22 protein-coding genes and 1 tRNA gene are annotated in these 25,094 nt (G+C 49.9%); 17 read left to right on the plus strand and 6 right to left on the minus strand.

Going from position 1 to position 25,094, the window contains the following annotated elements; genetic code table 11:
• Nucleotides 1-39: 39 nt before the first annotated feature.
• Nucleotides 40-312 carry a DNA-binding transcriptional regulator SfsB gene (gene sfsB, locus ABK821_RS19755; RefSeq protein WP_138362934.1) on the minus strand — a complete coding sequence of 91 codons (273 nt, stop codon included), beginning with the start codon at nt 310-312 and terminating at the stop codon, nt 40-42.
• Nucleotides 313-509: 197 nt separating this feature from the next.
• A complete protein-coding gene (gene ispB, locus ABK821_RS19760; RefSeq protein WP_308560508.1) occupies nt 510-1,481 on the minus strand; it encodes an octaprenyl diphosphate synthase in 972 nt (323 codons plus the stop codon).
• Nucleotides 1,482-1,740: 259 nt separating this feature from the next.
• Here ispB and rplU point away from each other — a divergent pair, with 259 nt between their 5' ends.
• The 4 genes from rplU to cgtA all read left to right on the plus strand — a co-directional run bounded on the left by rplU (nt 1,741) and on the right by cgtA (nt 4,582).
• Entirely contained in the window at nt 1,741-2,052 is a 312-nt protein-coding gene (gene rplU / locus ABK821_RS19765) for a 50S ribosomal protein L21 (RefSeq protein WP_004106123.1), read from the plus strand.
• 19 nt (nt 2,053-2,071) lie between these two features.
• The gene (gene rpmA, locus ABK821_RS19770; protein ID WP_138362936.1) at nt 2,072-2,329 is read left to right on the plus strand and encodes a 50S ribosomal protein L27; all 258 of its coding nucleotides are present in this window, start codon (nt 2,072-2,074) and stop codon (nt 2,327-2,329) included.
• 93 nt (nt 2,330-2,422) lie between these two features.
• Entirely contained in the window at nt 2,423-3,388 is a 966-nt protein-coding gene (locus tag ABK821_RS19775) for a DMT family transporter (RefSeq protein ID WP_142502746.1), read from the plus strand.
• 15 nt (nt 3,389-3,403) lie between these two features.
• Nucleotides 3,404-4,582, plus strand: coding sequence for an Obg family GTPase CgtA (gene cgtA, locus ABK821_RS19780; protein WP_138362938.1), 1,179 nt, complete (start codon nt 3,404-3,406; stop codon nt 4,580-4,582).
• Nucleotides 4,583-4,626: 44 nt separating this feature from the next.
• On the opposite strand, the gene dacB is transcribed toward cgtA, so the two are convergent.
• Nucleotides 4,627-6,060: a serine-type D-Ala-D-Ala carboxypeptidase gene (gene dacB, locus ABK821_RS19785; protein WP_138362939.1), complete on the minus strand. Its 1,434-nt coding sequence runs from the start codon at nt 6,058-6,060 to the stop codon at nt 4,627-4,629.
• A 234-nt stretch (nt 6,061-6,294) separates the two neighbouring features.
• On the opposite strand from dacB, the gene greA reads away from it, so the two are divergent.
• On the plus strand, nt 6,295-6,771 hold the full coding sequence (gene greA, locus ABK821_RS19790; protein ID WP_138362940.1) for a transcription elongation factor GreA: 477 nt from the start codon (nt 6,295-6,297) through the stop codon (nt 6,769-6,771).
• Between the two features lie 152 nt (nt 6,772-6,923).
• On the opposite strand, the gene yhbY is transcribed toward greA, so the two are convergent.
• Nucleotides 6,924-7,217, minus strand: a complete 294-nt coding sequence (gene yhbY / locus ABK821_RS19795; RefSeq protein ID WP_138362941.1) for a ribosome assembly RNA-binding protein YhbY — start codon at nt 7,215-7,217, stop codon at nt 6,924-6,926.
• A 123-nt stretch (nt 7,218-7,340) separates the two neighbouring features.
• On the opposite strand from yhbY, the gene rlmE reads away from it, so the two are divergent.
• The 6 genes from rlmE to ABK821_RS19825 all read left to right on the plus strand — a co-directional run bounded on the left by rlmE (nt 7,341) and on the right by ABK821_RS19825 (nt 12,941).
• Entirely contained in the window at nt 7,341-7,970 is a 630-nt protein-coding gene (rlmE, locus tag ABK821_RS19800) for a 23S rRNA (uridine(2552)-2'-O)-methyltransferase RlmE (protein ID WP_138362942.1), read from the plus strand.
• Between the two features lie 99 nt (nt 7,971-8,069).
• Complete coding sequence (gene ftsH, locus ABK821_RS19805; protein WP_138362943.1) at nt 8,070-10,004, plus strand: ATP-dependent zinc metalloprotease FtsH; 1,935 nt, start codon at nt 8,070-8,072, stop codon at nt 10,002-10,004.
• Nucleotides 10,005-10,102: 98 nt separating this feature from the next.
• Nucleotides 10,103-10,951 (plus strand): dihydropteroate synthase, encoded by an 849-nt coding sequence (folP, locus tag ABK821_RS19810; RefSeq protein WP_138362944.1) that lies wholly within the window; start codon nt 10,103-10,105, stop codon nt 10,949-10,951.
• Entirely contained in the window at nt 10,944-12,281 is a 1,338-nt protein-coding gene (gene glmM, locus ABK821_RS19815) for a phosphoglucosamine mutase (protein ID WP_138362945.1), read from the plus strand. The genes folP and glmM overlap by 8 nt, the downstream gene beginning before the upstream one ends.
• A 229-nt stretch (nt 12,282-12,510) precedes the next feature.
• Nucleotides 12,511-12,840 (plus strand): preprotein translocase subunit SecG, encoded by a 330-nt coding sequence (gene secG / locus ABK821_RS19820; protein WP_004106103.1) that lies wholly within the window; start codon nt 12,511-12,513, stop codon nt 12,838-12,840.
• Between the two features lie 14 nt (nt 12,841-12,854).
• Nucleotides 12,855-12,941 (plus strand) — tRNA-Leu (locus tag ABK821_RS19825).
• A 499-nt stretch (nt 12,942-13,440) separates the two neighbouring features.
• Here ABK821_RS19825 and ABK821_RS19830 read toward each other — a convergent pair.
• Both ABK821_RS19830 and ABK821_RS19835 read right to left on the minus strand, forming a co-directional pair.
• On the minus strand, nt 13,441-14,748 hold the full coding sequence (locus ABK821_RS19830; protein ID WP_138362954.1) for a carbohydrate porin: 1,308 nt from the start codon (nt 14,746-14,748) through the stop codon (nt 13,441-13,443).
• A gap of 209 nt (nt 14,749-14,957) precedes the next feature.
• Complete coding sequence (locus tag ABK821_RS19835) at nt 14,958-16,355, minus strand: MFS transporter (RefSeq protein WP_138362955.1); 1,398 nt, start codon at nt 16,353-16,355, stop codon at nt 14,958-14,960.
• 470 nt (nt 16,356-16,825) lie between these two features.
• On the opposite strand from ABK821_RS19835, the gene ABK821_RS19840 reads away from it, so the two are divergent.
• The 6 genes from ABK821_RS19840 (at nt 16,826) to ABK821_RS19865 (ending at nt 24,849) form a co-directional block, all read left to right on the plus strand.
• Entirely contained in the window at nt 16,826-17,854 is a 1,029-nt protein-coding gene (locus ABK821_RS19840) for a LacI family DNA-binding transcriptional regulator (protein ID WP_138362946.1), read from the plus strand.
• Nucleotides 17,855-18,095: 241 nt separating this feature from the next.
• Entirely contained in the window at nt 18,096-19,028 is a 933-nt protein-coding gene (locus ABK821_RS19845; RefSeq protein ID WP_206665981.1) for a dihydrodipicolinate synthase family protein, read from the plus strand.
• Between the two features lie 240 nt (nt 19,029-19,268).
• Nucleotides 19,269-20,663 (plus strand): MFS transporter, encoded by a 1,395-nt coding sequence (locus ABK821_RS19850; protein ID WP_343178492.1) that lies wholly within the window; start codon nt 19,269-19,271, stop codon nt 20,661-20,663.
• Nucleotides 20,664-20,757: 94 nt separating this feature from the next.
• Nucleotides 20,758-21,639, plus strand: a complete 882-nt coding sequence (locus ABK821_RS19855; RefSeq protein ID WP_138362948.1) for a fumarylacetoacetate hydrolase family protein — start codon at nt 20,758-20,760, stop codon at nt 21,637-21,639.
• 51 nt (nt 21,640-21,690) lie between these two features.
• Nucleotides 21,691-22,980, plus strand: coding sequence for an anaerobic C4-dicarboxylate transporter family protein (locus ABK821_RS19860; RefSeq protein ID WP_343178493.1), 1,290 nt, complete (start codon nt 21,691-21,693; stop codon nt 22,978-22,980).
• 411 nt (nt 22,981-23,391) lie between these two features.
• Nucleotides 23,392-24,849, plus strand: coding sequence for an amidohydrolase family protein (locus tag ABK821_RS19865; protein ID WP_343178494.1), 1,458 nt, complete (start codon nt 23,392-23,394; stop codon nt 24,847-24,849).
• Nucleotides 24,850-25,094 lie beyond the last annotated feature (245 nt).

Below are 25,094 nucleotides of genomic sequence, written 5' to 3' on the forward strand. Positions count from 1 at the left end.
TCTGGCGTAGGTTCAAGGGCTGCTGTTTATAACCGTACGTTACTTACTCTTCTTTCTCTGACGCATCATCTGCGTCCTGTCGATGAACTGATGGGTATCAGGGTCGTGATAGCGCGACGGCCATATCACCCAGGGAACGGTTTCCAGCGCATTGGCAATGATCAGCTCGCCTTTAGGCCATGGTCGGGTTAATGCATTTGCCAGGGTTGAAGAACTTAAACCATTACGCCGCGATTCAGCCGCCAGAGATGTCCCTCTTTTGTGTAATCCGGCAATAATATCCGCTGGGTGCCAGTCGGTGAACTTATCCATAAATTCCTCCTGGTAAGAAAAAACTTTTCGTCCTTACTGGACGACGAGTCAATCATACCTTGAGTTCCAGTATTGTTCTAACAAGTTCTTTTAAATGGGTCTTATATTTAGGAATATATCAATGTGACAGGGTTTTAAGGAGTTTGTTGGATTTTATTGGAACTTTCCCGCGATTTTGCACGGGAAAGTGGGGAGGGTTAATGATCGCGTTGTACCGCGATATGGGCGAGACCAATCAGCGCTTCACGCCACTGGGAGTCAGGAAGAACCTGCAGTGCGTTAATCGCTTTATCGGCCTCTTCTTCCGCGCGTTTTTGGGTCCATTCGAGTGAGCCACAGGTCGCCATGGTTTCCAGTACGGCTTCCAGCAGGTGGCGGCCATTACCTTGCTCTATCGCCTCGCGGATCATGGCGGCCTGTTCTGCCGTACCGTGTCGCATTGCGTGCAGCAGCGGAAGCGTGGGTTTACCTTCGTTCAGATCATCACCGACGTTTTTGCCGAGACGCGCGCCATCTGAGCTATAGTCGAGTAAATCATCGATCAGCTGGAAGGCGGTGCCCAGATAGCGACCGTAATCCTGGAGCGCCTTTTCTTGTTCAGCGGTGCAGTTGGCCAGGATGCCTGAACACTGGGCGGCGGCCTCAAACAAGCGCGCGGTTTTGCTGTAAATCACCCGCATGTAGTTTTCTTCAGTGATATCGGGGTCATTGACGTTCATTAACTGCAGAACTTCACCTTCTGCAATGACGTTAACGGCTTCTGACATCACCTCCAGAACTCTCAATGAGCCAAGACGGGTCATCATTTGAAAAGCCCGCGTATAGATAAAATCCCCCACCAACACGCTGGCTGCGTTGCCAAAGGCGGCGTTTGCTGTGGCTTTTCCTCGGCGCATGTCTGATTCATCCACGACATCATCATGTAGCAGAGTGGCGGTGTGGATAAATTCGATCAGTGCCGCTATAGCGACATGCGCGTTCCCGTGGTAACCGACAGCTCGCGCGGCCAGCACGGCAATCATCGGGCGAATACGCTTGCCGCCTCCACTGACGATGTAATAGCCTAACTGATTGATAAGCTGAACATTTGAGTTGAGTTGCTCAAGGATTGCCGCATTAACGCCCGCCATATCCTGCGCGGTTAACTCATTGATTTTTTCTAAATTCATCGCAAAAGCCGGGCCAAATGTCCTGTTACCGCGTATCCGAATGGGATCACAGAAGGAGAAGATAAAATTACAAGAATACGTGATTGTACTGAAAATTTGCCGTAGATAAACGTTGGCGTGAAAGTTGTGTTTTTTTCAGCGTTGATTTGCTAATCGCTCTTGTCAAAGGCTCGCGTTTTGCGTAATATTCGCGCCCTATTGTGAATATTTATAGCGCACTCTGAATCATACGAAGAGGTGCGCGGAAGCGGAGTTCTATATGTACGCGGTTTTCCAAAGTGGTGGTAAACAACACCGAGTAAGCGAAGGTCAAACCATTCGCCTGGAAAAGCTGGACATCGCAACTGGCGAAGCTGTTGAGTTCGCTGAAGTGCTGATGATCGCAAACGGTGAAGAAATTAAGATCGGCGTTCCTTTCGTTGAGGGCGGCGTGATCAAAGCTGAAGTTGTTGCGCATGGTCGTGGCGAGAAAGTTAAAATTGTTAAGTTTCGTCGTCGTAAACACTACCGTAAGCAGCAGGGCCATCGTCAGTGGTTCACTGATGTGAAAATTACTGGCATCAGCGCCTAAGACCTGAGGAGAGATTTAAATGGCACATAAAAAGGCTGGCGGCTCAACTCGTAACGGTCGCGATTCAGAAGCTAAACGTCTGGGCGTTAAGCGTTTCGGTGGCGAATCCGTTCTGGCGGGTAGCATTATCGTTCGTCAGCGTGGTACCAAGTTCCACGCTGGTGCTAACGTAGGTTGCGGTCGTGACCACACGCTGTTTGCAAAAGCAGACGGTAAAGTGAAATTTGAAGTTAAAGGCCCGAACAACCGTAAATACATCAGCATCGTTGCTGAGTAAGTTTTCGTGGTCCGGTAACGGATTGAAGCCCCGCACACGTTGCGGGGCTTTTTACATTAGAATCCCGGATATTTTTCTGCAGGGAAAACGGGTATGAAACAGCAGGCCGGCATCGGCATTCTCTTAGCGCTCACCACGGCGATGTGTTGGGGCGCTTTGCCGATCGCAATGAAGCAGGTTCTGGCAGTGATGGACCCGCCGACGGTGGTTTTTTATCGCTTTTTGATGGCAAGTTTTGGCCTCGGGGTCATCCTGACCGTTAAAAAAAAGCTGCCACCAATGCGAATTTTTCGCAAGCCGCGTTGGTTGATACTGCTGGCCATTGCGACAGGTGGCTTGTTCGGTAACTTCATTCTGTTTAGTTCTTCCCTGCAATATCTCAGCCCCACCGCCTCCCAGGTCATCGGTCAGTTGTCCCCGGTCGGTATGATGGTCGCCAGCGTTTTGGTCCTTAAAGAGAAAATGCGCGGCACCCAGATTATAGGCGCGATAATGCTAATTAGCGGTCTGGTTATGTTCTTTAACACCAGCCTGCTTGAGATTTTTACCCGCCTGACGGATTACACGTGGGGGGTTATTTTCGGCGTAGGGGCGGCGGCAGTATGGGTTAGCTACGGTGTTGCACAAAAGGTGTTATTACGTCGCCTGGCATCACAGCAGATCCTTTTTTTGCTGTACACTTTATGTACGATAGCGCTACTGCCGTTAGCGACGCCATCTCGTGTGTTGGCGCTAAGCAACTGGCAACTGGCCTGCCTGATTTTTTGCGGGCTGAACACCCTGGTGGGTTACGGCGCGCTGGCAGAAGCGATGGCGCGCTGGCAGGCGGCGCAGGTGAGCGCGTTGATTACCTTAACGCCGCTATTTACGCTGCTGTTTTCAGATTTATTATCACTGGCCTGGCCCGACGTTTTCGCCAGACCGTTGTTGAACCTGTTAGGTTATCTCGGTGCGTTTGTCGTGGTTGCGGGCGCGATGTATTCCGCCATAGGTCATCGTCTTTGGGGACGATGGCGCAAGCGAGAAGCGGCTGTGCCGCTGCCCCGCTCAGGCGAATGATTTACGGAGAGTAAAATGAAGTTTGTTGATGAAGCAACGATCCTGGTCGTAGCAGGCGATGGCGGCAATGGCTGCGTTAGCTTCCGCCGCGAAAAATATATTCCCAAAGGCGGCCCGGACGGCGGCGATGGCGGCGATGGCGGTGATGTCTGGCTGGAAGCGGATGAAAACCTGAATACGCTGATTGACTACCGTTTTGAGAAGTCCTTCCGCGCGGAGCGCGGGCAGAACGGTCAGAGCCGCGATTGTACCGGGAAACGTGGTAAAGACGTGACGGTGAAGGTGCCGGTGGGGACCCGTGTTATCGATCAGGGAACCGGCGAGACCCTGGGCGATATGACCAGGCATGGTCAGCGGCTGATGGTGGCTAAAGGCGGCTGGCATGGTCTGGGTAATACTCGGTTTAAATCCTCCGTTAACCGTACGCCGCGTCAGAAGACGATGGGGACGCCTGGCGATAAGCGCGATCTGTTGCTGGAGCTGATGCTGCTGGCAGATGTCGGCATGCTGGGGATGCCAAATGCCGGTAAATCCACGTTTATTCGCGCGGTTTCGGCTGCGAAGCCAAAAGTCGCTGACTATCCGTTTACGACGCTGGTACCGAGCCTCGGTGTGGTGCGTATGGATAGTGAGAAGAGCTTTGTCGTTGCCGATATTCCCGGGCTGATTGAAGGCGCAGCGGAAGGCGCAGGCCTTGGTATTCGCTTCCTGAAGCATCTTGAGCGTTGCCGGGTATTACTGCACCTTATTGATATTGAGCCGATTGACGGTTCCGATCCGGTTGAAAACGCGCGGATTATTATCGGCGAGCTGGAGAAATACAGTGAAAAACTGGCTTCTAAGCCACGCTGGCTGGTCTTTAATAAGATTGACCTGATGGATAAAGCTGAGGCGGAAGCCAAAGCAAAAGCCATCGCTGAAGCACTGGGCTGGGAAGAGAAGTTCTATCTGATTTCGGCCGCCAGTCAGCAGGGCGTGAAAGAGCTGTGCTGGGACGTGATGACCTTTATCATAGAAAACCCGATTGTGGCTGTGGAAGAAGAGAAAGCTGCGGAAAAAGTCGAGTTTATGTGGGATGACTACCACCGTCAGCAGCTTGAAGAAGCAGAGCTCGCGGCGGAAGATGATGAAGACTGGGACGATGACTGGGATGAAGACGACGAAGAAGGCGTTGAATTCATCTACAAGCGTTAATCCCCTAAAATCTCAAGGGCCGCATATGATGCGGCCCTTTTGCTTTAGTAATTCTGATATAAGTCTTTGTACAACCGGCTTTCGAACCGTACCAGTGGAATACGGCGGTTACGCTGATCGGCGGGTTCTACGGCATATCCTGACAAATACTGGACAAAAGCAAGCTTCTGCCCGCTGGCGGTGGTGATGAAACCGGCCAGGTTATACACCCCTTGCAGTGAACCCGTTTTGGCCGAAACTTTGCCATCAACGCCCGCCTCATGAAGCCCAGCCCGGTACTGCAGCGAACCATCATGGCCAGCCAGAGGCAGCATTGAGATGAAGTTGAGCTCATTATCGTGTTGGGCAATGTACTGAAGCACTTTCATCATTGTGGTCGGGGCGATGAGGTCATGGCGCGACAGGCCCGAACCATCAACGATAATGGTGTTTCCCAGGTCAATACCGGCCTGCTGGCGTAGAATTTGCCGCACCGCATCGGAACCGGCTCGCCAGGTACCCGGCACACCGAAACGCGCATGGCCAATGGTGCGGAATACCGTATCGGCAATCATGTTGTCTGATTTTTTCAACATAATTCGTAACAGGTCATGCAGCGGCGCAGATTGTGTGCTTGCCAGAACGGTACCCGCTGCGTTCGCCAGCGTTTGCCGCAGCAGCGTGCCGCTCCAGGTGATGCCGGCATCAGTCAGCTCGGCTTTCAGAATCGCACCGGCATAGCTGGCGCCATCCTGAATGGCGAAAGCCAGTGGCAGCGGCTCGCTACGTTGCGGTAGACAGCCGGTCAGGGTGTAGCGGTTGAGATCGCCGGGAACGACGTCCAGTTCACAATATTGTGCTTCAGAGGCGCCGGGAGCCAGAGTGCGCACCTGGCTAAACATGGTCACCGGGTAGTAAGATGCCACGCGAATAAACGCCAGATCGCCTGGCTTTTGCGCACTATAGAGCGAGATGGAGAAGCAGTTACGGTCAACAATCGCCGCCGCCGGTGGGGCGCTAAAGCACTGGGTCAGATCATTCCACGGCCAGCCTGGTGCTTTGTCATGGCTGGCGAATATGGAGGTATCGATCAGCACATTGCCCTCAATACGCTGGACGCCCGCTTTTTTCAGCGTAGCAACCATATTGCGGATATCCTGGCGGGTAAGCGTAGGGTCGCCGCCGAAGCGCGCAATGAGATCGCCTTTTATTGTACCGCCATCAATGCTGCCTTTCGTTTCCAGCGTCGTGGTAAAGCGGAAGTTCGGCCCCAGTTGCAGTAGGGCGGCCAGGGCGGTGATGACTTTTTGGGTGCTGGCTGGTAGCGCCATTTGCTGGCTGTGATAGTCTATCACTGGCGTTGGAGAACCTACTTTCTGTGCCATAAAGGCCAGGTTTGCCCCAGCAGGCAGTTGAGTAATGTATTCGTCAATATTCGCTGCCTGAGCGCTAATCGCTATACCGGCAGTCAATCCGATGATAAATCTGGGAAATCGCATAATCTCGCGCTAACAACCTGAAACCAGGACGTCATACTACGGCGCAACGCCCTGTAAAGTAAACGATGACCCATAGTGAACTTCAGGGTAAAATACGTATCAAATTGAAAATTGCTGCTGATCTGGAGAGTCCTTTCCGGGTCGGTTTTCTTTTTGCTCAAGTTCTGCATAAGTCTTGACCGGTCATAGCGTAGTGAAGTTTGCTCTGTGGCTGAATGATAAAGAGGTATAAAAATGCAAGCTATTCCGATGACCTTACGTGGCGCTGAAAAACTGCGCGAAGAACTGGATTTCCTCAAGTCCGTGCGTCGTCCTGAAATTATTGCCGCTATTGCTGAAGCACGCGAACACGGCGACCTGAAAGAGAATGCCGAGTATCATGCCGCTCGTGAACAGCAAGGCTTCTGCGAGGGGCGCATTAAGGATATTGAAGCGAAGCTGTCGAATGCTCAGGTCATTGATATCACCAAAATGCCAAACAACGGGCGAGTCATTTTTGGGGCGACGGTGAGCGTGTTGAATCTCGATACCGAGGAAGAGCAAACCTATCGTATCGTTGGTGATGATGAGGCCGATTTTAAGCAAAATCTGATTTCTGTGAATTCGCCGATAGCACGTGGTTTGATCGGTAAAGAGCAGGATGATGTCGTCGTCATCCGTACGCCTGGCGGCGACGTAGAATTCGAAATTATTAAGGTTGAATACCTGTAATCCGAATTCAACGCTACGATGTTGATGGATTGTAAAGAAAGGAAAAAGGCCGCTTAGCGGCCTTTTATCAACGTCCGGAGCATGGCATTTTGCTCGTCTACCCGCAGAAAACCCTCGATTTACACAGCATTGTGTTGATAACCAGGATATTCTTAGCGTGGCAGCGGGATTTTACGCTCTTTAGTCGGGCGATACAGAACCAGCGTTTTACCGATGACCTGTACATTACAGGCACCGGTTTCACGCACGATAGCATCCACGATCAAGATTTTAGTTTCGCGATCTTCCGAGGCGATCTTCACCTTGATAAGTTCATGGTGCTCTAACGCTTGTTCAATCTCGGCCAGTACCCCTTCGGTCAAACCATTGTTGCCAAGCATAACTACCGGCTTGAGCGGATGTGCCAGACCTTTCAGGTGCTGTTTTTGTTTAGTACTCAGATTCATCGTATTTTTTGCTTACGTTGGGATTGAAAACGGGTCATTCTACCGCCATCTCCCATATATCGCCAAACTACTGCGCCGATTTTTACACCGCAAAGTATGATGAACCCGAAATGGGAATGTTAAATGACAGGTAAAAAGCGTTCTGCCAGCTCGAGTCGCTGGCTTCAGGAACACTTTAGCGATAAATATGTTCAACAGGCGCAGAAAAAGGGGCTACGTTCCCGAGCCTGGTTTAAACTTGATGAAATACAGCAAAGTGACAAAATTTTTAAACCGGGGATGACGATTGTTGACCTCGGCGCTGCACCGGGGGGGTGGTCGCAATACGCGGTGACTCAAATCGGTAACAGCGGTCGCATTATTGCTTGCGATCTTTTACCTATGGATCCAATCGTTGGAGTGGACTTTCTTCAGGGCGATTTTCGTGATGAATTAGTCCTGAAAGCGTTACTTGAACGTGTCGGTGACAGTAAAGTACAAGTGGTCATGTCCGATATGGCGCCAAATATGTGTGGAACACCGGCGGTGGATATTCCCCGGGCCATGTATCTGGTGGAACTGGCGCTTGAAATGGCTCGTGATGTATTAGCGCCAGGTGGTAGTTTTGTAGTGAAGGTGTTCCAGGGCGAAGGTTTCGATGAGTATCTAAGAGAGATTCGCTCCCTGTTTACGAAGGTCAAAGTTCGTAAGCCGGACTCTTCCCGCGCCCGTTCGCGTGAAGTGTATATTGTAGCGACCGGGCGTAAACCATAACCGGTAGATTTCAGACGAAAGTTTGAAAGACGCTGGATATAGAGTATCCTGACGCTGTTTTTAACACAGTTGTAATAAGAGGTTAATCCCTTGAGTGACATGGCGAAAAACCTAATACTCTGGCTGGTCATAGCCGTTGTGCTGATGTCAGTATTCCAGAGCTTTGGGCCCAGCGAGTCTAATGGCCGAAAGGTAGATTATTCAACCTTCCTGCAAGAGGTCAATCAGGACCAGGTTCGCGAAGCGCGTATCAACGGACGTGAGATCAACGTTACCAAGAAAGATAGTAACCGTTACACGACTTACATTCCGGTTAATGATCCGAAGCTGCTTGATAACCTGTTGACGAAAAACGTCAAAGTGGTTGGCGAGCCGCCGGAAGAACCGAGCCTGCTGGCTTCTATCTTCATTTCCTGGTTCCCGATGCTGTTGCTAATCGGGGTCTGGATCTTCTTTATGCGCCAGATGCAGGGCGGCGGTGGCAAAGGCGCCATGTCGTTCGGTAAGAGCAAAGCGCGCATGCTGACGGAAGATCAGATTAAAACCACTTTTGCTGATGTCGCGGGTTGCGATGAAGCGAAAGAAGAAGTGGGGGAGCTGGTTGAATACCTGCGCGAACCGAGCCGTTTCCAGAAGCTGGGCGGAAAAATACCGAAAGGCGTCCTGATGGTCGGTCCTCCGGGTACCGGTAAAACCCTGCTGGCGAAAGCTATCGCAGGCGAAGCGAAAGTCCCGTTCTTTACTATTTCCGGTTCTGACTTCGTGGAAATGTTCGTCGGTGTGGGCGCATCTCGTGTGCGTGACATGTTCGAGCAGGCCAAGAAAGCGGCACCGTGCATTATCTTCATCGATGAAATTGATGCTGTCGGCCGTCAGCGTGGCGCGGGTCTCGGCGGCGGTCATGATGAACGCGAACAGACGCTGAACCAGATGCTGGTTGAAATGGACGGCTTCGAAGGTAACGAAGGTATCATCGTTATCGCGGCGACTAACCGTCCGGACGTACTTGACCCGGCGCTGCTGCGTCCTGGCCGTTTCGACCGTCAGGTCGTGGTTGGGCTGCCGGATGTTCGCGGTCGCGAGCAGATCCTGAAAGTGCATATGCGTCGCGTACCGCTGGCGCCGGATATTGATGCGGCAATTATTGCGCGCGGTACGCCAGGCTTTTCAGGCGCCGACCTGGCGAACCTGGTGAACGAAGCGGCGCTGTTTGCCGCCCGTGGCAACAAGCGTGTCGTTTCGATGGTCGAGTTCGAGAAGGCGAAAGACAAAATCATGATGGGCGCGGAACGTCGCTCCATGGTGATGACCGAAGCGCAGAAAGAATCTACCGCTTACCACGAAGCAGGCCATGCGATTATTGGCCGCCTGGTACCGGAACACGATCCGGTACACAAAGTAACGATTATTCCGCGTGGTCGGGCATTGGGTGTGACCTTCTTCTTGCCTGAAGGCGACGCAATCAGCGCCAGCCGTCAGAAACTGGAAAGCCAGATCTCCACGCTGTACGGCGGTCGTCTGGCGGAAGAGATCATTTACGGCGTAGAGCATGTTTCTACCGGTGCGTCGAACGACATTAAAGTCGCGACTAACCTGGCGCGTAACATGGTCACTCAGTGGGGCTTCTCCGACAAACTCGGTCCGCTGCTGTATGCAGAGGAAGAGGGGGAAGTGTTCCTGGGCCGCAGCGTCGCGAAAGCGAAGCATATGTCTGATGAAACGGCGCGTATTATCGACCAGGAAGTAAAATCCCTGATTGAGCGTAACTACAATCGTGCGCGTCAGTTGCTGAACGACAACATGGACATCCTGCACGCGATGAAAGATGCGCTCATGAAGTATGAGACCATTGATGCGCCGCAGATTGATGACCTGATGGCACGACGCGACGTTCGCCCGCCTGCTGGCTGGGAAGAACCGGGCTCGACCAATAATTCTGGCAATAATGGTACGCCGAGTGCGCCGCGTCCGGTCGATGAACCGCGTACGCCAAACCCGGGTAATACTATGTCAGAACAACTGGGCGACAAATAAGTTAGCCGTTGTTGATGCTGTTGTATTTTTCTAAAACCCCAGGGCGCTTGCTCCGGGGTTTTTCTTTTTCAATCTTTCTCTGACTCAGGGATTTAGTGATGAAACTCGTAGCCCAGGGCTCAACCCTCGATCTCTCTCACCCACATGTGATGGGTATTCTTAACGTTACGCCGGATTCGTTTTCTGACGGCGGGGCTCACAATACGCTGGTAGACGCCGTTAAACATGCCAACCTGATGATCAATGCCGGGGCGACTATCATCGATATCGGCGGGGAATCGACGCGCCCGGGGGCAGAGGATGTTAGCGTTGAGGAGGAACTGGCGCGGGTGATCCCGACGGTAGAAGCGATTGCGCAGCGTTTTGAAGTGTGGATTTCCGTAGATACCTCAAAACCAGAGGTCATCCGCGAATCAGCGCGGGTCGGAGCGCATATTATCAATGATATCCGTTCGCTTACTGAGCCGGGCGCGCTGGAAGCCGCGGCTGAAACCGACTTACCTGTATGCCTGATGCATATGCAAGGGCAGCCGAAAACGATGCAGGAGGCACCGAGGTATACCGATGTGGTTGCGGATGTCGAGAGGTTTTTTGTCGACCATATTGCGCGATGCGAACGGGCAGGCATCGCAAAAGAGAAATTGTTGCTCGACCCGGGGTTCGGTTTCGGTAAAAATCTTTCCCATAATTATGAATTGCTTGCACAGCTTGGCAAATTTCACCATTTCGGTCTTCCGCTGCTGGTCGGTATGTCGCGTAAGTCGATGGTGGGTCAGTTGCTTAACGTCGGGCCGACGGAGCGCCTGAATGGTAGCCTGGCCTGCGCAGTCATTGCTGCAATGCAGGGCGCGCAGATTATTCGCGTCCATGATGTTAAAGAAACGGTAGAAGCGCTGCGCGTGGTGGAAGCGACTCTGGCCGCTAAGGAAAATAAACGTTATGAGTAACCGTAAATATTTTGGGACTGATGGTATTCGTGGCCGGGTGGGTGATGCGCCCATTACGCCAGAATTTGTATTGAAGCTGGGTTGGGCGGCTGGTAAGGTCCTGGCGCGCCATGGGTCGCGTAAAATTATTATTGGTAAAGATACGCGTATTTCCGGCTATATGCTGGAGTCCGCGCTTGAGGCCGGTCTCGCTGCCGCGGGGTTATCAGCCTCTTTTACCGGGCCAATGCCGACTCCGGCAATCGCTTATCTGACTCGTACGTTCCGCGCTGAAGCCGGGATTGTGATTTCTGCTTCCCATAATCCCTTTTATGACAATGGCATTAAATTCTTCTCTATTGAAGGCACTAAATTGCCGGATGAAGTTGAAGAGGCCATTGAAGCCGAAATGGAAAAAGCGCTTACCTGCGTTGATTCCGCGGAACTGGGTAAAGCCAGCCGCATTGTGGATGCGGCAGGTCGCTATATTGAGTTTTGCAAAGGCACTTTCCCGAATGAACTGAGTCTCAATGCGCTGAAAGTCGTGGTCGATTGTGCTCATGGGGCAACTTATCATATTGCGCCAAGCGTTTTCCGCGAACTGGGGGCGCAGGTTATTACGATGGGCTGCGAGCCCGATGGTCTCAACATTAATGAAGAAGTTGGTGCGACCGACGTTCGTGCTCTGCAGGCCCGGGTACTGGCGGAAAAAGCTGACCTGGGGATCGCCTACGACGGCGATGGCGATCGGGTTATTATGGTTGACCATGAGGGCAACAAAGTTGATGGCGACCAGATCCTCTATATTATTGCCCGTGAGGGGCTACGCCAGGGACAGTTGCGCGGTGGGGCCGTTGGCACACTGATGAGCAACATGGGTCTGGAGCTGGCGCTCAAACAATTGGGTATTCCTTTTGTCCGTGCCAAAGTTGGTGACCGTTATGTTCTGGAGAAGCTCCAGGAGAAAGGCTGGCGGATCGGCGCAGAAAATTCCGGTCATGTGATCTTACTGGACAAAACCACCACTGGCGATGGGATTGTCGCCAGCCTGCAGGTGGTGGCCGCGATGGCGCGGAATCATATGAACCTGCAGGATTTATGCAGTGGGATGAAAATGTTTCCGCAGATTCTGGTCAACGTTCGCTTTACCGAGGGAAGCGGCGATCCGCTGGAACATGAACATGTGAAGGCCGTCACGGCGGAAGTTGAAACTGCGTTGGGGAATCGGGGGCGAGTGTTACTGCGTAAATCAGGAACTGAGCCGCTGATTCGCGTTATGGTGGAAGGCGAGCATGAAGAACAGGTCCATGAATTCGCCCATCGCATCGCCGATGCCGTGAAAAGCGTTTAATTCATCCCGCTAAGTGATTAAAAAGGCGATGCTTGTCGCCTTTTTAATCGACAAATAATCGATTTTTGCTGTTTTTTTCCGCACTTGATACAATGGACTGAAATTGCCCTTGCGAAGGTCATTCGCTTTGGTTAGTATTCACACCCGCTTCAGTGGGAAACGTTAAAACGTCCCGCTTTATTGGTTGAAGCACTTGGCATGCGGCGAATCCGCAAGGAACAGGTTGATTATGTACGAAGCTCTTTTAGTTGTTTTCCTTATTGTGGCGATAGGCCTTGTTGGTCTGATTATGCTGCAGCAAGGTAAAGGCGCTGATATGGGAGCCTCCTTCGGAGCAGGCGCTTCTGGCACATTATTTGGTTCCAGTGGTTCGGGTAATTTTATGACCCGTATGACAGGTATCCTGGCTGCGCTGTTCTTCATCATCAGTCTGGCGCTGGGCAATATCAACAGCAATAAAACCAATAAAGGAAGTGAGTGGGATAACCTGAGCGCGCCGAAAACCGAGCAAACTCAGCCGACAGCGCCGGCACAGCCGAGCAGCGATATCCCGCACTAATAAGTCGTATCCGTGCCGAGGTGGTGGAATTGGTAGACACGCTACCTTGAGGTGGTAGTGCCCGATTGGGCTTACGGGTTCAAGTCCCGTCCTCGGTACCAATATTTAAAAAATGGACGTCAACTGACGTCCATTTTTGTATCTGAAATTCACGTAACTGCGCCTTGCTCCCCGATTTACACTCTCCCCAGAATGCTGTGATGAACTTAAGCGAACAAAAGCTGATTTCTGCAAAGGGCTAAAAGAGCATAACGAGATGGTAAAATCCCAGGAGCGAGATGCAGAGAAAGCATTTGAAGCAGCCGTCAGAGACAGGCTCGCGGGAAGAAAGAAATATGCAGCGTTGCACCGCGAACGTATTCTGAATAGGCTTGAAGAATATCTTTTCGCTATTTGAGATAAGTGCTGTTTAGCCGCTCTCACAACCAGAGGCTGATTTACTGATTAAAGCCGTTGAGTGAAGGGACGGTCAATAAGGCGTTACACAGACCGTCCCCGGATGGAAACATCGCGCAGTGATGTGCAGATGATCTTAAATAGCTCTGTGATGGTTGCTGCTTTTGTGAAGAGTCATAATAACTTTTCAGTTTGAATATTTAATTACAGGCTAATACTAATCTGACTACCGAAAACCCACGCATTTTTTATTTCACTGACTCCACCCGGATGAATCAATAGCTGGACATTGGGGCGAAGTTTAAGCCATGGAGTTACAACATAGTTATAATTCAATTCTGCAACATATTCCGAACCGCGAACAGGAGTCCACGATGGATTATCATAATCGTCGATACCTTTAAGCTGATTTGATAACCGGGCTCGCTCGGCAACTTTACTGTTTACATGCATTTTACTGAACCCCAGTCCTATAGAATCCTGGGCACGGCTGGCAAAGGGGCCTTTATAAATGGCACCAATCTGGGTTTGGTAATCCATTGTCGCGGTGTCGCGGTCGTTCATAGCCAGATGCCCGAATAGCGCTAATCCACGTTTTGGATTATCTGCTGCGGCAGTAATCTGTTGCTGTAAATAGATCCATCCACCATAACGGCCGTCGTGAACCTCAGCGGTGTGTTTACTCAGAACATAGGCGTTACCATCGCTGTCATTGAGTACATCTTTAGCATCTGCGGTATTATACCATGCGCCTATTTTCCAGCTTCCCGGGAGTTTATTCTGGCCAAAAGTCGGCGTGCCCCCCATTTCAGCCAGATACATATTCCCTGTACGCCCCGTATTATCTAACTTGAAACTGCCACTGCGCGTCGCATAATTGGGGTTATACATAAATGCACCAACCTGAAAATAAACCTGTGGTGTTATATTATAACGAATGCGAGTTCCCCATTGCCCAATCGGGGTGTTATACCAGACTCCGGCGCCATGTCCTGCAAGGGAACCACACAACGCCAGGTTCTGGAAGTTACAACCAATATTGTCAAAATCTTCACCGACTGGCATCAGCCCGATTTTGAGATCAAACATTTTATCCAGCCATGACTGGCGATACCAAAATTGGGCAGCATGCCATGTTTGTCCCCGTCCGTAGTTACTGTTAACGGTTGAACCAATAATGGGAGCTCGGGGATCCTGAATCCTGTCTTTCGTCAAATCGCGTCCATTACGATCGACTACCGATGCTTTAAATTCACCATCGGTAATACCGGCGATCTTTTCCAGATCTAAATCGAAGCCAATAGTATATTGATCGCTATAGCGGGCTGTCTTATTTCTGTTATAGCCACCGGCGACATTAGTCGCGACTATTGAACCGTATTCTAATGTAAAGTTGTACCCTTTTTTCTTGAGATCGCTTCTGAGCCCTCCCCAGTCGCCTGACATATATTTCCCGTTAGCTGAAAATGGTTGTTCGGCAGCGTGTAAAGGGATAGACACACATGCTGTCATCAGTAAATAACACAAACCTTGCCTTGTATATTTCATTTTATTGTCCCGGGCCTGAGAATTTCAGGGTGCTTATAGATTGGACAAAATCATCCTCTCCAGAATTAATTTATGAGCTGGTTTATGAAAAACCTGAATATAAATTATGGAGAGGGCCTGGAAATAAACTTTTAATTATTAAAAATAAGGTCTGTTTGACAGACCTGTTTTAACTAAGGCGACAGTTCCTCCAGTGATTTCCCTTTTGTCTCAATGGCAAAAAGAAGTGTTATGAGCCCGCCAATCAGGGCGATAACGGCAAACACAATAAAGACAAAGCGAACACCAAATCCAGAGACAATGAAACCAACGAGCAATGGTCCGATAGAAGAACCGGCTCGTAGCCAGGCGCTGGAGAATGCTGTTCCTATCGCACGCAGTCGGGTTGGGTAGAGTTCCGCTGAGTAGAGATACAGAGAAAATGCAATTGTTTGCAGGATAGCGTATGTCATACTGCCGAAAATCAAGACTTCAGTCGCAGATTTGGCGCCCAATGTGCACAACGTGATGAGCGGCACGATAGCCAGTAAAAATGCCCAGGAATACCAACGTTTGCGGCCTACTTTATCAATCAGAAGAGCACAAATTATGGAAGCAACAACCCCGCAGGAGGACGTAATCCATCCATATGCCAGGCTCGTCCCCAGAGGCAGGTGAAACCAGGTTTTATACATTGTCGGAAACCAGGTGATCATCCCGTTATTCACGGTATAAACGGTCAACCAAAGTCCCCACAGCATAAATGTCCGGGATTTATACATACCTGAGAAGAGTTCTTTTACTCCGCTAGTTGATGTTTGTTGCACAATAACAGGCTTAATTATTGGCTCAGGCAATTCCATACCACGACGAATAGCTTCAGCTTCAAATTTGGCGACGACTTTCTCCGCCTCCTGTCGGCGACCTTTAGATTCCAGCCAGCGGGGCGATTCCGGCATTAACCAGCGCAGAGGGACCGTCAGTGCAGACGGAACCAACCCGATTAAAAACATCACCTTCCAGCCATAAATCGGGACAAGGAAAAACCCTATGAGACCAGCAAACATCATTCCTATTGGGAAGATAACTTCGTACAACAAGAAAAAGCGGCCGCGTTTTTTTGCACCAACAAATTCGTTGATATAAGCGCTGGCGACAGGGACCTCCGCCCCGATTCCCAGCCCCTGCAGGAAACGAATGACAAGAATAGACCACCCGTTCCATGCAAATAAGCAAGCTGCATCCATGACGACAAACATAATAATAGTGATACGTAATACACCAATACGGCCTATCTTTTCCGCCAGTGAACCGAAGAATAAGGCGCCACAAAGTTGACCCACATAACTGGCCGCAATGATGAGACCAACGAATGTTGGCGTGAGTCCCCATTCCTGAGTGAGTTGAGGGAGCGCAAAGGCAATAGCAATGATGGTGTATGCATCAAAGAACGTAGACAATCCCACCACCACACGGATAGCAAGAAGTCGACGTGTGATGGGCAACCTTTCGAGCCTTGCCAGTAACTCCGACGACTTCATCCCGGTGTTACTGGTCATGACATTACCAGAAGTAATAACCTGAGTTGACATATTGACACCCTGTTGATTGAGTTTTTGGGTATACATGCAAGATTACTGACCGCGGACCAGCAGACTGGCAGGCGATCACTTGCGGTACTGGGTACAAATCGGCTTCAACAAAATAATGTGATAACGTTTCTGCAATCGTTTTCACTTCGCGATAATGGTTGGCATAATTCCAGGTGCAGTCAATTCTGGCTGGTGTACAATTGTTAACCTGCTCACATAACAAGCATAATCAAATGGAAAAATGTGACACTAATCAGAAAGTCTGACAGTGAATATAAAAATGTTAATTAAATGTTTTCTTCTGAGGCCAGTAATGACAAGCATGCTGTTAAAGACAGGTAAGATGACATAAAACAAACCCTTTTCTTTTGGGATACGGAAATTTACCGTACCATTCCGCTATGATGCCATGTGCCCCTTGAGCTGTGGCGAACGAAACTTTTATCAATTTTTAATATCCGGAGTCAGACATGGGTCAGGAAAATACAGAAAATGATCAGATGGAAAAAAGACTGATAACCATGCGTGACGTAGCGAATGCGGCCGGAGTGAGTGTGTCGACGGTTTCCCGCATTCTGGATGAAAGGCTCCCTCCCTCAAAAAGCGCATCCGCAGAGAAAGTTCGTCAGGTAGCACGAGAGCTTGGATATCGACGCGACTATGTCGCATCCAGTCTTCGCCGGGGGGGAACCGGTACCCTCGGGGTGCTTGTGCCACGTCTGACCGATGCGGTAACCGCCATGCTGTTTGAGGAAATCGCCAGAGCGGCCGCGCGCCGAGGATATTTTGCGATCGTCGCAACATGTGGAGACGATCCTCTGGAAGAACGCAAGTCAGTTGAGTCACTACTTGACAGAAGAGTGGATGGGTTAATTATGTCCACGTGCCGGCTTGATGATCCGCTTCCCAGGGAATTGCGTAAAAGAGATGTACCGCACGTCCTGGTATTAAGAACTGACGGAATCAGTTTGTCTTCAGTCAGTGACGATGAACTGGGGGGGTATCTTGCAACACGTCATCTTATTGATTTGGGGCACAAAAATATTGGTCTGGTCGGTGGGCCTGATTTTGCATCGAATGCTCTTAACCGAAGAAAAGGGTTTGAACGGGCAATGAGCGAAGCCGGGTTAGAAATTAATCCTTCCTGGTGCTCTTCATCAGACTTTGATATTCGTTCCGGAGAGGAGGCCGGTATGAAGATATTGAACTCCTCTACGCCGCCAACGGCTATTTTTGCTGTCAATGATGAATTGGCTATCGGGATTGTGGCTGCAGCGCACCACCGGGGAATGGTCATCGGGCAGGATTTGTCCCTCGTAGGATACAACGATATTCCACTGGTCAGTCGGCTACCGGTCGCCCTGACGTCGGTCCGTACGCCGCTTGAACATATTGCTGCAAACGCCGTTGACATGCTTCTTAATGCAGATGAAAACCGCCTGATTCGAACTGTTAGTCCAACCCTCATTCCTCGTAAGTCCACGTCTTCTCCTCGCTAATCCTTGCTCGCCGTACTGGTGTCCCGGTCGACATGACGGCGAGTAATTTGCGATATATGTCTCATAAATACGGCATAACCCCTTTGTTTTTGTGACCTCAATTTCATTTCTCATTATACCCCTGTTGACTTGCTCACCAGCCAGGTCCAAATTTAATCACGTGAAAACGATTGCAGAAACGATTTCATATCATTTCAAAACCCATCGCTGAAAGCGACTATTGTCCACCAAGGAGACAGTCATGATTAATATCGACCTGAGAGGTTTGACCCCGGCACCGGTTACCCCATTTAACCGTGATGGCAGCATTGATTTTGACGCGATTCAGCGTCTGGGAAGCTGGCTGGGCAGTATTGACGGTGTTAAAGGTCTGGTTGTGCTTGGCCATGCCGGTGAAGGTACCTTCCTCACGCAGGACGAACAGGCTGCAGTTATCCGCGCTTTTGTAAAATCGGTAGACGGCAAACTGCCTATTATTGCTGGTATCACCGGTGAAGGCACTGAGGTTGCAGCCCTTGAAGCCAAACGGGCCGTTGCCGCGGGCGCTTCCGCTGGTCTGCTCTATCCGTCCCACGGCTGGTTACGCTTCGGCTATCAGGACGGTGCCCCGCAGGACCGTTATCGTGTGGTCTATGAAGAAAGTGGCCTGCCGCTTATCCTGTTCCAGTATCCGGATGTCACCAAAGCCACCTACAACCTGAAAACCATGCTGGATATTTCAGCACAGCCAGGTGTCTTCGCGATGAAGAATGGTGTGCGTAATATGCGCCGTTGGGACACTGAGATTCCTGTTATCCGTCGTGAACGTCCTGACCTGCAGATCCTGAGCTGCCACGATGAATACCTGTTGCACACTGCATTTGACGTAGACGGTTTCCTGGTCGGTTATGGCAACATTGCGCCGGTAGAACTGCTTGAAATGATTAATGCGGGTAAAGCCGGGGATTACAAAAAAGCTCGCGAAGTACATGACCGCCTGATGCCTGTAACCAAAAGCGTTTACCACCGTGGTTCCCATATGGAAGGTACCGTGGCTCTGAAACACGCGTTGGTTGCCCGTGGTATTCTGGAACATGCGACAGTACGTTCTCCTCTGTTACCGCTTGAACACGGTGCAGAAGAAGAAATTCATGCAGCTATTCGTGCTGCTGAACTGGGCCGCGTAACTAAATAACAAGACTTATTAAGAAGGGCAGCATCTCTGCATCGCGGATAGATGCTGCTTTCTTAAGATAGTTATTCTGTTCTCAAATATCACTTGCCTGTGACTGTCACTATTTTCCGATTAAGGTGGCAGTGTTATTTTTGATTGCCAGGTTCCGCAGACAAACAATAAATAATTTTCAGACAATATTACTGTATAACCGGGAGAGCAATGCTCCTGCCGCTCCCGTCCATTCAGGAATGGTATACCATGACTACATTAGTTCTGAATGCCAGTAACGCTGCAACCAGTATAACAACAAACTCAGCTGAACTGGTTGCACGTATAGAACGTATTCCTGTTACCCGAAAATTAATATTTATCCGCCTGGTAACAGGTATTTCCACTTTTTTTGATTCCTACACCGTTCTGGCTATTGCTTTTGCTATGCCAGAACTAATCAGTGAATGGAGCCTGACGCCGCTGTTTGTCGGGCTTATTATCGCGGCGAGTTATGTCGGCCAACTTTTTGGTGCGGTATTCTTCGGTTCACTGGCAGAGAAAAAGGGACGTCTGACGGTCCTGAAAATAACCATAATCATATTTGTCACCATGAGCGCAGCGTGTCTGTTTGCCTGGAATGGATGGTCGTTATTGCTCATCCGCTTTTTACAGGGCATCGGTATTGGTGCGGAGGTTCCCGTTGCCAGCGCTTATATCAACGAGTTTATTGGTTCCCGTAAACGCGGTCGTTTCTTTCTGTTATACGAAGTCATTTTCCCGGTGGGACTGATGTTCGCCGGTATTATTGGTTATTTTCTGGTTCCGGAGTATGGCTGGAAAGCGATGTTCTGGGTGGGGCTTATCCCGCCAATGATTGCCGCCCCTCTGCGCTGGTTGATGCCGGAATCTCCCCGCTGGTTGATTAGCAAAGGACGCCTGGAAGATGCGAACCGTATCGTCTCCAGTCTGGAAAATGAGGTTATCCGCCGGGGCGGTAGCCTTGAAGAGCCCGTAGTGAAGACGTTTAAGGCCCCTCCTCAGACGGCAAATGGATGGCGTGAACTGTTTTCAGGTATTTATCTCAAGCGTACGCTGATGCTCTGGGGGCTATGGATAAGCGCTTATATGGTCAATAACGGCATGATAACCTGGCTGCCAACGCTTTATCGTAGCGCATTCCATCTTTCAGTCTCACTCAGCCTTGCATATGGCTGGATAACATCCGCTGCGGGGGTCGCCGCATCCCTGGCCTGTGCGCTGCTTATTGACAAAACGGGCAGAAAACGCTGGTACGGAACCGCTTTTATTCTGTCATCCCTGGCGTTACTGATTCTGGGGGAAAGTGGGGCATCCAGTGCGGTGATGGTGCTTATTTTTGCCAGTATCGCTTATGCCGTGATGCAAACCGTCACCTTCTCTCTTTATCTCTATTCTGCTGAACTTTACCCGACACGACTACGGGCGATAGGAACGGGTTTTGGTAGCGCCTGGCTGAGAGCGGGATCGTCTCTGGGAACGCTGCTGGTTGGGTTGATTGTCGCAGGCGCAGGGGTTGAATATGTCTTCTTTTTGTTTGCCGCGATGGCACTGATTGGCGGACTCATTACGATGAGTTTTGGTATTGAAACCCGTGGGGCAATTCTGGAAGAACTTTCGCCATAAACGCGCGTATCCACGTGTACAAATCAGGAGTCACAAGACTCTTTGTCTCAACAGTTCAGGAGTGATATTTCTGACTGAAGATTGAAGGTGAATAATGAAACTACTGAGTTTTTCTGTTGACGGAAATGAAAAATATGGCCTGGTCGCACCCGATGGGATAATAGATCTACAGTCATTCTTCCCGGAGTGTCCCGATCTTCGCGCTTTTCTTCCCAATGTTAATAAGCTAAAAAATAATATTTTATTGGGTAAGAAGGCGGACTATCAGATTAATCAGGTCACCTTTTTACCTGTTATAACCCGGCCTAATAAAATTATTTGTGCTGGTATGAATTATCAGGAAAAAAGAGTTGAATTTAACGAGCAGGATCCGGATCCTACGCTGTTTATTCGTTTTGCCGATACGCAAACAGGGCATTTGTGCGGTTTAGTTAAACCTTCGGATAGTAACGAGTTCGACTATGAAGGAGAGCTGGCGTTGGTGATAGGCCGTTACGGCTCACATATTCCGGAGGAACAGGCGCTTCAGTATATTGCCGGATACAGTTGTTATATGGATGGCTCCGTCAGGGACTGGCAGCACACCTGGTTTACCGCCGGGAAAAACTGGCCTTCAACGGGGGGATTTGGACCGTGGCTGGTTACGACTGATGAAATATCCGATCCGCAAAACCTGGAAATTGTTACACGCCTTAATGGTCGGGAAGTTCAGCGTGATAATACTTATAACATGATCCATAAAATTGCTAAATTAATCTCTTATATCAGTACATTCAGTGCACTTTCTCCCGGTGATGTCATTCTGACTGGTTCTCCTGGCGGGGTTGGGAAAAAACGACATCCACCACTTTACCTGTGGCCTGGCGATATGGTTGAGGTCGAAATATCGCAGATAGGTTGTTTGATGAATCCGGTAATAAGCGAGGATAGCGAGAACATAGCGACCTCCGTCGCGGCAATATCGGGAGGTTCCTGATATAACCCGGCTACAGCAAAAGGAAACATCCCACCAGTGGAGGATACACACATGATATTGCTGCAATTTTTCGTCGTTCTGTTATTTATTTTCCTTGGCATGCGGGTAGGCGGAATTGGGGTGGGATTTTCCGGTGGTGCCGGTGTCATCGTATTGTGCATGATGGGCGCAACACCGGGCGATCTACCGATGCTGGTCATTGTTTTTATCATGGTGGTCATTATCGCCATTTCTGCCATGCAGGAGGCCGGAGGCATAGACTATCTGGTCAGGTTAACCGAAAGGATGTTACGTAGTTATCCTCGTTTGCTTGTCATTACTGCACCTTTGTCCACGTGGTTGTTGACAATGATGGCGAGTACCGGCCAGGTTTCATTTGCATGCATGCCGGTGATTGTGGGTGTGGCTAAAGATAATCAACTTCGCCCAACAAGAGCCCTGGCTATTTCGGTAGCCGCTTCTCTTTTGGGGATTGTCGCCTCGCCAATCTCCGCAGCAGTCATTTTTTTCTCAGGAATACTGGAGAAAAATAACCAAGGCTGGGGGTATCTGGAGCTTATTTCAGTGACGATACCCTCAACATTTCTGGCATTGATGTGTACATCTGTATTTTATTTGTTCTGGGATCGTGCCCGGCAAACAGACAAGTTACCCCTCACTGCAGTATATTCTCAATCGACAGATAATAAAATTACTGTCCCGCCAGAGGCGAAACGTTCCGTACTGTTCTTTATTATTGGTCTGATTGCAGTGCTTTTGTACGCCATCATGAGTAGCCCAAGAATTGGTTTTATACAACATCCTGTACTCAACAGCGGGCAGGTACGTATTTCCGTTATGATGGCGGTCGCACTTTTAATTGTCTTATTTTGTCGTGTGAATGTCCATAATATTCCTTCGACGACGGTATTTAAAACGGGAATGACTTCCTGTATCTGTATACTGGGCGTTGCCTGGTTAGGATCTACATTTATGGATAGCAATAAAGTTTGGTTGCAAAATATGGTGTTCGAGTATCTGTCAGACTCGCCGCTGACACTGGCAATAATTATTATGTTGGTATCCTGCTTTCTTTATTCTCAGGCGGCATCAACGAAAATTTTATTTCCGATGGCATTAAGCATAGGCATTGCGCCAACTACATTAATTGCTTGTTTTCCGGCTACTGCCTCGCTTTTTATTCTACCAAATTATCCAACGTTATTGGCTGCCGTCGCTATGGATGACACGGGATGTACTCGCATAGGGCATCGGATTATCGATCATCCATTTGTTATTCCTGGGTTAATTGCTACGATACTTTCAATATTATTTTCGACAGGGCTGGTGTATATTTTTTAAATGTATTTATCCGCGATTTAAATACGTTGTGTAAGATTATCTGTTTTCTTCATACGTCAAGTGACGGGGACGTTGGCCGTGGCGTGTTCGATTCATCCATAGGACGCCCCCGGCGGGCTGCCGCCTTACGGTGTTTAAATCGGTGACTGACAGATTTGTGTTCACCCCAGTCACCTCGCTATTGATACTCCTGGGATTTACTCTCTTGCCATGTGATTTGGCCTTTGGCCTCACTTCTTCGGAGTCGGCGCAAGCGCAGTGAAAAGCGAGTAGCCGTTTCGTCCAGCGACCCGAATTATTTAGGGCATAAAGATATCTTTGGGCTGAATGTATTTAATATAAAAATTATAAAGTTCATAAATTTTTCCGGGTATACAGTTTATGTCCCGGCAAAGTATGGAGTCTTATTCTATGCAGCATAAAATTCAAATCCGTGAGAATCCCCCTGAGCATGCCGAAGCCTGTCTCTGCCATAGTCCCGCCTTTGTTCGGATAAATACGGTGTTAACCCGGGAAGCGGCAAAAGCGCCGCCGATCACGCCTGCAACCGTGGCTTCAGCGCTTCCTGGAAAGAACTCACCGCATGGCACCGCAACGGCGAATGCGTCTCATGTAAAAGTATTTACCAATGTCCGTATTTTTGACGGTATATCGGATCATCTGCGTGATGGCCTGCAGGTGATTGTCGAAGGACATCTCATTAAGGCGATTGAGGCGGAAGGTCAGGCTTTTCCTGACGAAGCCGTGATTATCGACGGGAAGGGCGGCGTACTGATGCCGGGGTTGATTGACGCCCATTGGCACGCGATCATGGCGCGACCGTCGATGATGACAGCCATGACGTCTGATTTTAATTATATACAGGCGCTGGCAATTGCCGAGGCACAGGCGACATTGCTGCGTGGTTTTACGACAGTACGTGATATGGGCGGCCCGGTATTCGGCCTTAAACGCGCCATTGATGAGCAAATCACCAGCGGTCCACGTATTTATCCATCGGGCGCTTTTATCTCGCAAACTGGCGGTCATGGCGACTTTCGTATGCTGAGTGACATTCCTCGCGCGCCTGCTGATAATTTAAGTTATATCGAACGCGTCGGCATTACCGCGATTGCAGATGGTCCGGATCAGGTGTTGTTACGCGCCAGGGAACAACTGATGCGTGGCGCATCGCAGGTCAAATTTATGGCGGGCGGCGGCGTGGCGTCGATGTATGACGGTATTGATGTTACCGAGGGCTCTGTGCCCGAAATCCAGGCTGCGGTAACGGCAGCTGAAAACTGGGGAACCTATGTTACCGTTCATGCCTATACCGCGCGTGCTGTCACGATGGCGATTGAAGGAGGCGTGAAGTGTATCGAACATGGGCAACTGGTTGACGAGAAAACTGTGCGGCTCATGGCTGAGAAAAAGCTATGGTGGTGCCTGCAACCTTTCCTTGATGATGAGGATGCCGTTCCTATGGCTACCCCCGCCTCGCGGGCCAAGCAATTGTTGATGTCGGCTGGCACCGATACGGCTTATCAACTGGCGAAGAAGCATAACATTAAAACGGCCTGGGGCACGGACACGTTGTTTGATGCTCGTCTGGCGACGCGGCAGGGGGCACAGTTGGCTAAGCTTATCCGCTGGTATACCCCTCTGGAAATTTTGAAAATGGCCACTAGCGTCAATGCTGAACTGTGTGCCATGTCTGGCCCTCGCAACCCGTATCCGGGAAAACTGGGAGTGGTAGAAGCGGGTGCGCTGGCGGATCTGCTCCTTGTTGATGGCGATCCTTTGAACGATATTCAACTGATTGCACAACCTGAACAGGCTTTTAAGCTGATAGTGAAGGATGGGGTCATCTATAAGAATACGCTGGAATAACAGTCTCAAAATTAACCTGTTTTTGATACTGGATTGAATAGCTTAAAATCAGGCAATGATCCTGATGCTGGTCAGTCAGAGGGCGGTCAGCCGTGTTTATGGCTGGCTGCGCGGTTCCGTTAATCGGTGGTTCTGGCGAAAATGGCGCATTTTTCATTTTCGCCCATTCAGATTCCGTGGCCTGTTCCGTTCACTATAAATACGCGGATATTCGTTATATCCACAGCGTGTGAACGGGCAGGGGG

Origin of the sequence: Klebsiella sp. KE9456 (assembly GCF_043832615.1) — a bacterium.
Taxonomy (GTDB): Bacteria; Pseudomonadota; Gammaproteobacteria; order Enterobacterales; family Enterobacteriaceae; genus Klebsiella; species Klebsiella indica.